Genomic DNA, 13,369 nt, shown 5'->3' with positions numbered 1-13,369 from the left:
TTACGCACCACCCCGTCAGTAGCTGAACAGGAGGGACAGCTGATAGAAACAGAAGCCACTGGAGCACCTCAAAAACACCATCATACACTAAATCAGTAAGTTGGCAGCATCACCAAAAACTCATACTAACGACTGACGTGATTTTTCAAAATACGCAATTCAGGCGAAAAAATTAGTTTCTCCCCTCCGACATACTCAAGCCATAAATCAGCGCAGCCAGTTATTCATAAGCAGGCTATTGGTGCGCCGATTTAACTCCTGACTTTAACCATCGGTTAAATCAAGGTGCCATTATGAAACAGTGGTTTTTATTAATACCCGTATTGGGTTATTCCTGTCTGGCAACTGCTGGAGGGGATTTAGCGGGCTCAGAATTCTCCGGGCTGGATAAATTCCATCAGGGCTACGATAAAATTGCTATTACTGGTCAGCAAGGTAGTGGAAATTTCGCCGCTATTACTCAGTCTGGCAGTCATTTATTTGGCTCAATTTCGCAGTTTGGTGGACATAATGCCGCAACGTTAAGCCAAAGTGGCTTTAATAATCGCGCGGCGCTGGCTCAATACGGCAATAGTAATACTGCCAATGTTACTCAATCAGGGATGAATAACTCCGCAATCTTAGTGCAAGCAGGCACGGGTAATCAGGCAGATATTACGCAAACGGGTTTTGATAACTTTGCGGAAATTGTCAATAAAGGCAACGGCAATATTACGCAGATTAATCAAACGGGCACAAACCGCAGCGCGGGCGTTGTGCAAAACTCGGCAGGAATGGCAATTCGCATTACCCAAAATTAGCAAGCGGTACGGGTGAGTTAACTATCGATAAACCTATGGGGTATCTTCATGAAAACGTGGAAAATTGTTGTTTTGTCAGCATTGTTCGTCTCGGGTTCAGCGCTGGCCTCCGGTAACCATTCAGGTGGCGGTGGTCCGTCAGAATTCCCGCAGTACAGCAGCCCGACGCTGCCTCAGGTCGGTAACTGGGATGCCATGATCCATGTCTACCAGTCTGGCAATAGCAACAGCTCGAGTGCGGTGCAAAGCAGCGCCTACAAATCGAAAATCGACGTACACCAGGGCGGCAGTAATAACACCTCGGTGGCCAACCAGACCGGCGATCGTAGCCTGACCAGCATCAACCAGGCAGGTAACAACAACTACTCTACGGCGGTACAGACCGGCGACAGAAGCTCGATTGAAGTGAAACAGACCGGTAGCTACAACGGCTCGACCGTGGGCCAGTCTGCGCATGACGCGATGGTGCTGGTCTCCCAGAGCGGTTGGTACAACAACAGCAACGTTAATCAGTCGTACAATAACTCGCTGACGATTGTGAACCAAAGCGGTAACCACAATAACTCGTACACCTCACAGCAATAACACGACAGCCGGATGAGCCTCTCATCCGGCTGATTTCTCTCAGCAAAAGGAGGCTTCTATGCATCTACTGCTTATCGCCGCCGCCCTCAGCAATCAGCTCTGGTTTGATACCCAACAGCAGGCCGATGCGGTTGTTATTACGCCGATGGTCACCCTGGCCGACGATTGCCAGTGCCAGTTAACCGTCAGCGTCATTCATCAGGGGACGTCCGGGCAAAGCACCAGTAGCCAGCGCGGCAGCATTGCGCTTGAGGGGAAAAAGCCGCAGCCGCTGGCCAGCATGACGCTGACGCTGCCGCCGGGAGAGTGGGCGCAGGTGACCGTCACCCTCAGCAACCGCCAGGGGATCATCGTGCAGCAAAGCTGGCAATCGTCGGCGCGAGTTTGATTTCCCCCTCTTCTTCTTTATATCCTTATCTTCTTTCTCGCTCGATAAGGATGCCGCATGTTCAAGCCACACGTTACCGTCGCCTGCGTGGTTCACGCTGAAGATAAATTTCTGGTCGTTGAAGAGACCATCAACGGCAAAGCGCTCTGGAACCAGCCCGCAGGCCACCTTGAGGCAGATGAGACACTGGCCCAGGCCGCCGAGCGCGAGCTATGGGAAGAGACCGGCATCCGCGCTAAGCCGCAGCATTTTCTCCGAATGCACCAGTGGCTGGCCCCGGACAACACGCCGTTCCTGCGATTCCTGTTCGTCATTGAACTCGACAGTATCTGCGCGACCGAACCGCACGATAGCGACATTGACCGCTGTTTATGGCTCAGCGCCGACGAGATTTTGCAGGCTAAAAACCTGCGTTCCGCGCTGGTTGCCGAAAGTATTCGTAGCTATCAGCAGGATGCACGCTATCCGCTGTCACTCATCGGCGAATTTAACTGGCCGTTTACAGAGGGTGTCAAGTAAAGGGCCGCGTGCTAGAATATGCCGCCTTGAAGTCCAATGTCGTGAGTATTCCAATGTCAGAAAGCCAGAAAAAAGTGATCGTCGGCATGTCCGGCGGTGTTGATTCCTCCGTTTCCGCCTACCTGTTACAACAACAGGGCTATAAGGTGGAGGGCCTGTTCATGAAGAACTGGGAGGAAGATGACGGCGAGGAATACTGCACTGCGGCGGCGGATCTGGCCGATGCACAAGCGGTGTGCGATAAGCTCGGTATTGAGCTGCACACCGTGAACTTTGCTGCCGAATACTGGGATAACGTATTTGAGCTCTTCCTGGAAGAGTACAAAGCGGGCCGTACGCCGAACCCGGACATCCTGTGCAACAAAGAGATCAAATTTAAAGCTTTCCTCGAGTTCGCTGCTGAAGATCTGGGCGCTGATTACATCGCCACCGGCCACTACGTGCGCCGTGCGGATGTGAACGGCAAAAGCCAGCTTCTGCGTGGTCTCGACGGCAACAAAGACCAGAGCTACTTCCTTTATACGCTGGGCCACGAACAGATCGCACAAAGCCTGTTCCCGGTCGGCGAACTGGAAAAACCGCAGGTGCGTAAAATCGCCGAAGAGCTGGATCTCATCACCGCGAAGAAAAAAGACTCTACCGGTATCTGCTTTATCGGCGAGCGTAAATTCCGCGAGTTCCTCGGTCGCTACCTGCCGGCGCAGCCGGGCAAAATCATCACCGTTGACGGCGAAGAGATCGGCACCCATCAGGGGCTGATGTACCACACGCTCGGTCAGCGTAAAGGTCTGGGTATTGGTGGGACCAAAGAAGGGACGGAAGATCCGTGGTACGTGGTTGACAAAGACGTTGAAAACAACGTGCTGGTTGTCGCCCAGGGTCACGATCACCCGCGCCTGATGTCCGTCGGTCTTATTGCACAGCAGCTGCATTGGGTTGACCGCGAACCGGTCACCGGCACATTCCGCTGCACCGTGAAGACCCGCTATCGCCAGACCGATATCCCGTGCACCGTTACCGCGCTGGATGAAGGTCGTATTGAGGTTCGTTTTGAAGAACCTGTTGCCGCAGTCACTCCAGGTCAGTCCGCCGTGTTCTACAACGGGGAAATCTGCCTGGGTGGCGGCGTGATTGAGCAGCGTCTGCCGCTGCCAGTGGAATAAAGCCCTGCCTCGATAGGGTATAACGCACTCTGGCCCGCGTCGCGCCGCAGATCAGATGCCAACAAGGAGTGAGCGTGGCGAAGAATTACTATGACATCACCCTGGCGCTGGCCGGCATCTGCCAGTCAGCCCGTCTGGTGCAGCAGTTGGCCCATCAGGGGCACTGCGACGGCGATGCGTTACACGTTTCGCTGAACAGTATTATCGATCTCAACCCAGACTCTGCGCTGGGCGTCTTCGGTGGCAGTGAAGCCAATCTTCGTCTCGGCCTTGAAACCCTGCTCGCAGTGCTGAACGCCAGCAGCCGTCAGGGTCTAAACGCAGAACTGACCCGCTATACCCTCAGCCTGATGGTGCTGGAGCGCAAGCTCGCCGCCGCCAAAGGCGCGATGGATATTCTGGGCAACCGTATTACCGGTCTGCAGCGTCAGCTCGACCATTTTGATTTACAGTCAGACACCCTGCTGAGCGCGATGGCGGGTATCTATGTTGACGTGATTAGCCCGCTCGGCCCGCGAATTCAGGTGACCGGCTCCCCTGCCGTGCTGCAAAGCCCGCAGGTGCAGTCCAAGGTCCGCGCTTCGCTGCTGGCAGGTATCCGCGCCGCGGTGCTGTGGCACCAGGTTGGCGGTGGCCGTCTACAGCTGATGTTTTCTCGTAATCGCCTGACCACTCAGGCCAAACAAATTCTTGCTCATTTAACCCCGGAGTTATGATCTATGGAATTATCCTCACTGACCGCCGTTTCACCTGTCGATGGACGCTACGGCGATAAAGTCAGCGCGCTGCGCGGGATTTTCAGCGAATACGGTTTGCTGAAATTCCGTGTACAAGTCGAAGTACGCTGGCTGCAGAAGCTGGCCGCACACGCAGCCGTCAAGGAAGTTCCTGCTTTTGCTGCCGACGCAAACGGTTTCCTCGATAGCATCGTGGCAAACTTCAATGAAGAAGACGCGGCGCGTATTAAGACCATCGAGCGCACCACCAACCATGACGTGAAGGCGGTTGAGTATTTCCTGAAAGAAAAAGTCGCGTCCGTGCCTGAACTGCACGCCGTGTCGGAATTCATTCACTTTGCCTGCACCTCCGAAGACATCAACAACCTGTCCCACGCGCTGATGCTGAAAACCGCGCGCGAAGAAGTGGTGCTGCCGTACTGGCGCAAAACTATCGACGCAATCAAAGATCTGGCCGTTCAGTATCGCGATATTCCGCTGCTCTCCCGTACTCACGGTCAGCCGGCAACGCCGTCCACCATCGGTAAAGAGATGGCGAACGTAGCCTACCGTATGGAACGTCAGTACCGTCAGCTGGCACAGGTTGAGATCCTCGGCAAAATCAACGGCGCGGTCGGTAACTATAACGCCCACATCGCCGCCTATCCGGACGTTGACTGGCACCAGTTCAGCGAAGAGTTCGTCACCTCTCTGGGCATTCAGTGGAACCCGTACACCACCCAGATCGAGCCGCACGACTATATTGCCGAGCTGTTTGACTGCATCGCACGCTTCAACACTATTCTGATCGACTTCGATCGCGATGTGTGGGGCTACGTTGCGCTCAACCACTTCAAGCAGAAAACCATCGCCGGTGAAATCGGTTCTTCCACCATGCCGCACAAAGTTAACCCGATCGACTTCGAAAACTCCGAAGGCAACCTGGGTCTGTCTAACGCCGTGCTGCAGCATCTTGCAAGCAAACTGCCGGTTTCCCGTTGGCAGCGTGACCTGACCGACTCCACCGTGCTGCGTAACCTGGGCGTGGGTATTGGCTATGCGCTGATCGCCTACCAGTCCACCCTGAAAGGCGTGAGCAAACTGGAAGTGAACCGCGATCGTCTGCTCGACGAACTGGATCACAACTGGGAAGTGCTGGCTGAGCCAATTCAGACCGTGATGCGCCGCTACGGTATCGAAAAACCGTACGAGAAGCTGAAAGAGCTGACCCGCGGCAAGCGCGTAGATGCCGAAGGTATGAAGCAGTTCATCGACGGTCTGGCGCTGCCGGAAGAAGAGAAAACCCGCCTGAAAGCCATGACCCCGGCGAACTATATCGGCCGCGCCATCACCATGGTTGACGAGCTGAAATAATCCCGCCCTCCCCCTCCTTCTTCCTGAAGGAGGGGACTTTCCCGCCAATTTAGTTAATGTTTATCTCCATAAGCTCATAATCGCGTTAAACTATTCACGTCATTTATTTAATGGAGAAGCAGCATGCGCGTACTCGTCGTAGAGGACAACGCTCTGTTACGTCACCACCTGAAAGTTCAGCTCCAGGAAATGGGCCACCAGGTGGATGCCGCAGAAGACGCGAAGGAAGCAGACTATTACTTAGGCGAGCATATCCCGGATATTGCGATTGTGGATTTAGGGCTTCCCGATGAGGACGGCCTGTCGCTGATCCGCCGCTGGCGCAGCCACGACATTTCGCTGCCTATTCTGGTGCTCACCGCGCGTGAAAGCTGGCAGGATAAGGTAGAAGTGCTGAGCGCGGGCGCCGACGACTACGTCACCAAACCTTTCCATATTGAGGAAGTGGCGGCCCGTATGCAGGCGCTGATGCGTCGTAACAGCGGGCATGCTTCGCAGGTTATCTCCCTGCCGCCGTTCCAGGTTGACCTCTCCCGCCGCGAGCTCTCCATTAATGACGAAGTGATTAAGCTCACCGCGTTTGAATACACTATTATGGAAACGCTGATCCGCAATAACGGCAAAGTGGTCAGCAAAGACTCCCTGATGCTTCAGCTCTATCCCGATGCGGAACTGCGCGAGAGCCACACCATCGACGTACTGATGGGCCGCCTGCGTAAGAAAATTCAGGCTCAGTATCCCCAGGACGTGATTATCACCGTACGCGGTCAGGGCTATCTGTTCGAACTACGCGAATGAAGAGCTTACGTCGGCATCTCCTGCCGCTTTCACTGCGGATGCGTTTCCTGCTGGCGACGGCCGCGGTGGTTATCGTGCTGTCACTGGCCTACGGCATGGTGGCGCTGGTTGGCTATAGCGTCAGCTTCGATAAAACCACCTTCCGTCTGCTGCGCGGCGAGAGCAACCTGTTCTATACCCTCTCCAAATGGGAAGACAACGCGCTGCACGTCGATATCCCCGAGAATCTCAATATGCAGGGCCCCACGGTTGCGCTGATCTATAACGATCGGGGCGAACTGCTGTGGCAGCAAAAAGATCTCCCGTGGCTCACGAAAAGCATTCAGCCCGAGTGGCTTAAAGGCAACGGTTTCTATGAAATAGAAGCGGATGCCGACGCCAGCAGTACCCTGCTGCGCGACGATCATGAGATGCAAAAAGAGCTGACCGAAATGCGCCAGGAGGGCGATGATTCGGAGATGACCCACTCGGTGGCCGTTAACAGCTATCCAGCCACCAGCCTGATGCCTGCGCTGACTATCGTGGTGGTCGATACCATTCCGATTGAGCTCAAGCGTTCCTATATGGTCTGGAGCTGGTTCTCTTACGTGCTCGCCGCCAACCTGCTGCTGGTTATTCCACTGCTGTGGATTGCTGCCCACTGGAGCCTACGCCCCATCGCCGACCTCACCCGAGAGGTCCGCGAACTGGAGGAACATCACCGCGAGCATCTCAACCCCGACACCACCCGCGAACTGACAAGCCTGGTGCGCAACCTTAACCGGCTGCTAAAAAGCGAACGCGACCGCTACGACAAGTATCGAACTACGCTCACCGATTTGACCCACAGTCTGAAAACCCCGTTAGCGGTGCTGCAAAGCTCGCTGCGTTCGCTGCGCAGTGAAAAGATCACCGTAAACGAAGCCGAACCGGTGATGCTGGAGCAGATAAGCCGTATCTCGCAGCAGATTGGCTACTACCTGCATCGCGCCAGTATGCGTAGCGATAGCACCCTGCTTAGCCGCGAGCTTCACCCGATCGCCCCGCTGCTGGACAGCCTGACGTCGGCGCTCAATAAGGTCTATCAACGTAAAGGGGTCAACATCACCCTGGACATTTCGCCGGAGATCTCCTTTGTCGGCGAGAAAAACGACTTTATGGAAGTGATGGGCAACCTGCTGGATAACGCCTGCAAGTACTGTCTTGAGTTCGTTGAGGTCTCCGCCCGTCAGAGCGACGATTATCTGCATGTCTTTGTCGAAGATGACGGTCCTGGCATTCCGCAAAGTAAGCGCGATATCGTCTTTGACCGCGGCCAGCGCGCCGATACGTTACGTCCAGGGCAAGGGGTTGGCCTGTCGGTAGCCCGAGATATCGTTGACCAGTATGACGGTCAGATCATCGCCCACGAAAGCCTGCTCGGCGGCGCAAAAATGGAGGTCCTTTTCGGCCATCAGGATCTCGACAGTCACGAAGGGTAAATAATGTTTCCGTAGCAGGGTAGTTTTGTGAATACGATGTATAATCCGGACATACATCTGCTGCGGAAATATCAATATGGAATACCACTTAACGTTAAACTGGCCCGATTTTATGGCGCGCTACTGGCAAAAACGCCCGGTGGTGCTGAAACGCGGCTTCGCCAACTTTATTGACCCTATTTCACCGGATGAACTAGCTGGTCTGGCGATGGAAAATGAAGTTGATAGCCGACTGGTGAGCCACCTTGATGGCAACTGGCAGGTCAGCCACGGTCCTTTCGAAAGCTACGATCACCTCGGTGAAAGCAACTGGTCGCTGCTGGTTCAGGCCGTTGACCACTGGCACGAACCCTCCAGCGCGCTGATGCGCCCGTTCCGCGCCCTCCCCGACTGGCGCATTGACGATCTGATGATCTCCTTCTCGGTGCCGGGCGGCGGCGTTGGCCCGCATGTCGATCAGTATGATGTCTTTATCATTCAGGGTACCGGCCGTCGTCGCTGGCGCGTGGGCGAGAAAACCGCGCTTAAGCAGCACTGCCCGCACCCGGATCTGCTGCAGGTACAGGCGTTCGAGGCGATCATTGATGAAGAGATGGAGCCCGGCGATATCCTCTATATTCCGCCTGGATTCCCGCACGAAGGCTATGCGCTGGAGAATTCACTCAACTACTCCGTAGGCTTCCGTTCACCGAACAGCCGCGAGCTAATCAGCGGCTTTGCCGACTATATTCTGCAGCGCGACCTCGGTAACCAGCACTACAGCGACCCGGACGTACCGTCACGCGATCACCCGGCGGATCTGCTGCCGCAGGAAGTGGATCGTCTGCGCGACATGATGCTGGGGTTGATCCAGCAGCCGGAGCATTTCCAGCAGTGGCTGGGCGAGTTTATCAGCCAGTCGCGCCATGAACTGGATATCGCGCCGCCGGAGCCGCCGTATCAACCGGATGAGATTTACGACGCGCTGCAACAGGGCGATATGCTGCAACGTCTGGGCGGCCTGCGAGTGATTCGTATCGGCGACGATTTCTTTGTTAACGGCGAGAAAGTGGATTCACCGCATCAGCAGGCGCTGGACGCGATGGCGGGTAGCATTATGCTGGAGAGCCAGCATTTTGGTGAGGCGCTGGACGACCCGTCCTTCCTGGCAATGTTGGCCGCACTGGTGAACAGCGGGTATTGGTTCTTTGCTGAGTAATGTGCGATAAACCCGGCGGCGCTGCGCTTGGCCGGGCTACAATTGTGCAATATGTAGCCCGGGCGAGCGAATGCGACCCCGGGTTTTCTTTACTGGTTAACCGCGTTTCGCCGTCAGCTCCGCGATACGCACAATCACCTGCACCGCCTTCTCCATCCCTTCCAGGGTCACAAACTCGTGCTTGCCGTGGTAGTTATAGCCGCCGGTAAAGAGGTTCGGGCACGGAAGTCCCATAAACGACAGCTGCGCACCGTCGGTACCGCCGCGAATCGGTTTGAGATCCGGCTCGATGTCGCAATCGCGCATCGCCTGCTGGGCAATATCCAGAATATAAGGATGATCGGCCACCTTTTCGCGCATATTGTAATAGCTGTCTTCAATAATCAGCTCAATATAGCAATCCGGGTGCAGACCTTTCCCTACCTTCTTAGCTATCTCCATCATCTTACGCTTACGTGCTTCAAACTGCTTGCGATCGAAATCACGCACGATGTAGTGCATCTCCGCGCGATCCACCGAGCCTTTGATGCTGGTGAGATGGTAGAAGCCTTCGTAGCCTTCGGTGGTTTCCGGGCTCTCGTCGGCCGGCACTTCCGCGTGAATGCGGGCCGCCAGCGACAGCGCGTTGACCATCACCCCTTTCGCGGTACCCGGATGCACGTTGTTGCCGACAATCTTGATGGTAATAGAGGCCGCGTTAAAGTTCTCAAACTCCAGCTCGCCCACACCACCGCCGTCTACGGTATAGGCCCACTGGGCGTTAAAGGCGTCGACATCAAAGTGCTTCGCCCCTTTGCCGACCTCTTCATCCGGGGTGAACGCCACGCGAATATCGCCGTGCGGAATGTTTTTCTCTTTCAGCACCGCCAGCGCGGTCATGATTTCGGCAATACCGGCTTTATCATCGGCACCCAGCAGCGTTTTGCCGTCGGTGGTGATAAGCGTTTGCCCCAGCAGTTGATGCAGCACCGGGAACATCACCGGCGACAGCACTTCATCACCGATCCCCAGCGCGATATCGCCGCCGCGATAGTTTTCAACAATTTGCGGATTGACGTTTTTGCCGCTGAAATCCGGAGCGGTATCAACATGGGAGATAAAACCGATCGCCGGAATATCGCCGCTGACGTTCGCCGGGAGGGTGCCCATCACCGTTCCCTTCTCGCTCAGCGTGATGTTAACCAGCCCCATTGTTTCCAATTGCTCTTTGAGCAGATGTAATAGTTTCCACTGCCCTTCGGTACTCGGCACCTGACGCACGCCGGGCTTCGACTGTGTGTCCAGTGAAACGTACTGCAAAAAACGCTCAAGCAATTTATCCATGTAGCCACCCTCAGTTTTTGTGACAACATTATCAATAAGCAGGAAAACACAAATATTGCGTCAGGTCACTTTTAGCCCGGCAAAGGCCATTTTTTTCATCAATTCATCGCTAATCATCAGATATACCTAAGGTAGCTTAGACAAGGATTGGCGATTGGGTATCGTTTGCCGTAGAATGCCAGCCCTTATTAATAAATCTCAGACCTCTAAACGTCTAAAGGTGGATAACCACAAACCCCGCATCGGTAAGCCATCCGGTGTGTTGACATGGGACAGAGTAAGAAATTGAATACAAAATCGCGTTCGCTTTCACCGCTGGTGCAACTGGCGGGAATTCGCAAAGATTTCGATGGAAAAACGGTCATCTCCGATCTGAACCTGACCATCAATAACGGCGAGTTCCTCACGCTGCTTGGCCCCTCTGGCTGCGGTAAAACAACCGTTCTTCGCCTTATCGCTGGGCTGGAAAACGTCGATGCCGGGACCATCCATCTGGAAAACCAGGACATCACCGACGTGCCCGCCGAAAACCGCCACGTCAATACCGTGTTCCAGAGCTACGCGCTCTTCCCGCATATGACCGTTTTCGAAAACGTCGCCTTCGGCCTGCGGATGCAGAAAACCCCGGCAAACGACATCAGCCCACGGGTTCACGATGCGCTGCGTATGGTGCAGCTTGAAGAGTTTGCCCAGCGTAAACCGCACCAGCTCTCCGGCGGGCAGCAACAGCGCGTCGCCATTGCCCGCGCCGTGGTCAACAAGCCGAGCCTGCTGCTGCTTGATGAATCCCTCTCCGCGCTCGACTACAAGCTGCGTAAGCAGATGCAGAACGAACTGAAAGCGCTGCAGCGCAAGCTCGGGATCACCTTCGTGTTCGTCACCCACGATCAGGAAGAAGCCCTGACCATGTCCGACCGTATCGTGGTGATGCGCGACGGCAAAATTGAGCAGGACGGCACGCCGCGCGAAATCTACGAAGAGCCGAAGAATCTGTTCGTGGCGAGCTTTATTGGCGAGATTAATATCTTCAACGCCACCGTTATTGAGCGTCTCGACGAGCTGCGCGTTCGCGCCAGCGTCGAAGGCCGCGAATGCAATATTGACGTCAAATTCCCGGTCACCCCAGGGCAGAAGCTCAACGTTCTGCTGCGCCCGGAAGATCTGCGCGTCGATGAAATTCACGACGGTACCGACGTCGACGGCCTGATTGGCTACGTGCGCGAGCGTAACTATAAAGGCATGACGCTGGAGTCGGTGGTAGAGCTTGAGAACGGCAAGATGGTGATGGTCAGCGAATTCTTCAACGAAGACGACCCCGACTTTGACCACTCGTTAGATCAGAAAATGGCGATTAATTGGGTAGAAAGCTGGGAGGTTGTACTGGCTGATGAAGAGCACAAGTAAGTTCCAGAATGTGGTGATTGCCACCATCGTCGGTTGGCTTGTGCTGTTTGTGTTCCTGCCCAACCTGATGATCATCATAACCAGTTTCCTGACGCGTGATGATGCCAACTTCGTCCAGATGGTCTTTACCCTGGACAACTACGCCCGGCTGCTTGACCCGCTGTATGCCGAGGTGCTGCTGCACTCGCTGAACATGGCGTTTATCGCTACGCTGGCGTGCCTGGTGCTGGGCTATCCCTTCGCCTGGTTTCTGGCGCGCCTGCCGCATAACGTGCGCCCGCTGCTGCTGTTCTTGCTGATTGTTCCCTTCTGGACCAACTCGCTGATTCGCATCTACGGTCTGAAAATTTTCCTCAGCACTAAGGGCTACCTCAACGAATTCCTGCTATGGCTAGGCATTATTGATACCCCTATCCGCATCATGTTCACCCCCAGCGCGGTGATTATCGGTCTTGTCTATATTCTGCTGCCGTTTATGGTAATGCCGCTCTACTCCAGCATTGAAAAGCTCGATAAACCGCTGCTGGAAGCGGCGAAAGACCTCGGCGCCAGCAAGCTGCAAACCTTTATCCGCATCATCATTCCGCTGACCATGCCGGGGATTATCGCCGGCTGCCTGCTGGTAATGTTACCGGCAATGGGGCTGTTCTACGTTTCCGACCTGATGGGCGGCGCGAAAAACCTGCTGATTGGTAACGTCATCAAGAGCCAGTTCCTCAACATCCGCGACTGGCCGTTTGGCGCGGCCACCAGCATTACGCTGACCGTGGTCATGGGGCTGATGCTGCTGGTGTACTGGCGCGCTTCGCGCCTGCTGAACAAGAAGGTGGAGCTGGAATGATCGGTCGACTGCTGCGCGGCGGCTTTATGTCCGCCATTTATGCCTATCTCTATATCCCGATAATCATTTTGATCGTCAACTCATTTAACAGTTCGCGCTTCGGGATCAACTGGCAGGGCTTCACCACCAAGTGGTACAGCCTGCTGATGAACAACGACAGCCTGCTACAGGCGGCCCAGCACTCGTTGACGATGGCGATTTTTTCCGCCACCGCCGCCACGCTGATTGGCTCGCTCACCGCCGTGGCACTGTACCGCTATCGCTTTCGCGGCAAACCGTTCGTCAGCGGCATGCTGTTCGTGGTGATGATGTCACCGGATATCGTGATGGCGATTTCCCTGCTGGTGCTGTTTATGCTGCTCGGTATTCAACTGGGCTTCTGGTCGCTGCTGTTCTCGCATATCACCTTCTGCCTGCCGTTTGTGGTGGTCACCGTCTACTCGCGCCTCAAAGGCTTTGACGTGCGTATGCTGGAAGCGGCAAAAGATCTCGGTGCCAGCGAACTGACCATTCTGCGCAAAATTATTCTACCGCTGGCGCTGCCGGCAGTAGCCGCAGGCTGGCTGTTAAGCTTTACCCTGTCGATGGATGACGTGGTGGTCTCGTCGTTCGTGACCGGGCCAAGCTATGAAATTCTGCCGCTGAAGATCTACTCGATGGTGAAAGTTGGCGTTTCACCGGAAGTGAACGCGCTGGCAACGATTTTGCTGGTGCTGTCGCTGGTGATGGTGATTGCCAGCCAGCTGATTGCACGAGATAAAACCAAGAGCCTGAAGGTCAGGCACTAAACTCAGGGGACG

The 13,369-nt window shown here is 55.1% G+C and carries 15 protein-coding genes; 13 read left to right on the top strand and 2 right to left on the bottom strand.

Going from position 1 to position 13,369, the window contains the following annotated elements:
• Positions 1-59 (bottom strand): IS1 family transposase (locus tag FHC49_RS24675; protein ID WP_097491765.1); only part of this gene is annotated, 59 nt, incomplete at its 3' end.
• Positions 60-293: 234 nt separating this feature from the next.
• Here FHC49_RS24675 and FHC49_RS08880 point away from each other — a divergent pair.
• The 10 genes from FHC49_RS08880 (at position 294) to FHC49_RS08835 (ending at position 9,001) form a co-directional block, all read left to right on the top strand.
• Positions 294-800, top strand: a complete 507-nt coding sequence (locus FHC49_RS08880; protein ID WP_185669978.1) for a curlin — start codon at positions 294-296, stop codon at positions 798-800.
• Between the two features lie 48 nt (positions 801-848).
• Positions 849-1,385: a curlin gene (locus tag FHC49_RS08875; protein WP_220439562.1), complete on the top strand. Its 537-nt coding sequence runs from the start codon at positions 849-851 to the stop codon at positions 1,383-1,385.
• A gap of 58 nt (positions 1,386-1,443) precedes the next feature.
• Positions 1,444-1,773 (top strand): curli assembly chaperone CsgC, encoded by a 330-nt coding sequence (gene csgC, locus FHC49_RS08870; protein ID WP_185669976.1) that lies wholly within the window; start codon positions 1,444-1,446, stop codon positions 1,771-1,773.
• Between the two features lie 57 nt (positions 1,774-1,830).
• A complete protein-coding gene (locus FHC49_RS08865) occupies positions 1,831-2,292 on the top strand; it encodes an NUDIX hydrolase (RefSeq protein ID WP_185669975.1) in 462 nt (153 codons plus the stop codon).
• Between the two features lie 53 nt (positions 2,293-2,345).
• Positions 2,346-3,455 (top strand): tRNA 2-thiouridine(34) synthase MnmA, encoded by a 1,110-nt coding sequence (gene mnmA / locus FHC49_RS08860; RefSeq protein WP_035896079.1) that lies wholly within the window; start codon positions 2,346-2,348, stop codon positions 3,453-3,455.
• A 74-nt stretch (positions 3,456-3,529) separates the two neighbouring features.
• Positions 3,530-4,171, top strand: coding sequence for a high frequency lysogenization protein HflD (gene hflD, locus FHC49_RS08855; RefSeq protein WP_035896078.1), 642 nt, complete (start codon positions 3,530-3,532; stop codon positions 4,169-4,171).
• Positions 4,172-4,174: 3 nt separating this feature from the next.
• Positions 4,175-5,545 carry an adenylosuccinate lyase gene (gene purB, locus FHC49_RS08850; protein WP_185669974.1) on the top strand — a complete coding sequence of 457 codons (1,371 nt, stop codon included), beginning with the start codon at positions 4,175-4,177 and terminating at the stop codon, positions 5,543-5,545.
• Positions 5,546-5,668: 123 nt separating this feature from the next.
• Positions 5,669-6,343, top strand: coding sequence for a two-component system response regulator PhoP (gene phoP / locus FHC49_RS08845; protein ID WP_035896075.1), 675 nt, complete (start codon positions 5,669-5,671; stop codon positions 6,341-6,343).
• A complete protein-coding gene (phoQ, locus tag FHC49_RS08840) occupies positions 6,340-7,803 on the top strand; it encodes a two-component system sensor histidine kinase PhoQ (RefSeq protein WP_220439561.1) in 1,464 nt (487 codons plus the stop codon). Before phoP ends, phoQ begins: the two co-directional genes overlap by 4 nt.
• A 76-nt stretch (positions 7,804-7,879) precedes the next feature.
• On the top strand, positions 7,880-9,001 hold the full coding sequence (locus FHC49_RS08835) for a cupin domain-containing protein (RefSeq protein WP_185669972.1): 1,122 nt from the start codon (positions 7,880-7,882) through the stop codon (positions 8,999-9,001).
• 96 nt (positions 9,002-9,097) lie between these two features.
• Here FHC49_RS08835 and pepT read toward each other — a convergent pair whose 3' ends face one another.
• A complete protein-coding gene (pepT, locus tag FHC49_RS08830) occupies positions 9,098-10,324 on the bottom strand; it encodes a peptidase T (RefSeq protein WP_220439560.1) in 1,227 nt (408 codons plus the stop codon).
• Positions 10,325-10,591: 267 nt separating this feature from the next.
• Here pepT and potA point away from each other — a divergent pair, with 267 nt between their 5' ends.
• Genes potA through potC form a run of 3 tightly spaced genes read left to right on the top strand, consistent with a single transcriptional unit; the run spans position 10,592 to position 13,357 of the window.
• Entirely contained in the window at positions 10,592-11,728 is a 1,137-nt protein-coding gene (gene potA / locus FHC49_RS08825; protein WP_185666383.1) for a spermidine/putrescine ABC transporter ATP-binding protein PotA, read from the top strand.
• Positions 11,712-12,569: a spermidine/putrescine ABC transporter permease PotB gene (gene potB, locus FHC49_RS08820; RefSeq protein ID WP_185666384.1), complete on the top strand. Its 858-nt coding sequence runs from the start codon at positions 11,712-11,714 to the stop codon at positions 12,567-12,569. Before potA ends, potB begins: the two co-directional genes overlap by 17 nt.
• Entirely contained in the window at positions 12,566-13,357 is a 792-nt protein-coding gene (gene potC, locus FHC49_RS08815; RefSeq protein ID WP_185666385.1) for a spermidine/putrescine ABC transporter permease PotC, read from the top strand. Before potB ends, potC begins: the two co-directional genes overlap by 4 nt.
• The last annotated feature ends 12 nt before the right edge of the window (positions 13,358-13,369 follow it).

It is taken from the genome of Kluyvera sp. EC_51, from assembly GCF_019584505.1.
In the GTDB taxonomy this organism is placed as follows: Bacteria; Pseudomonadota; Gammaproteobacteria; order Enterobacterales; family Enterobacteriaceae; genus Kluyvera; species Kluyvera sichuanensis.
The sequence above is the reverse complement of the archived record's forward strand: the minus strand, read 5'-3'. Positions and strand labels throughout refer to the sequence as shown.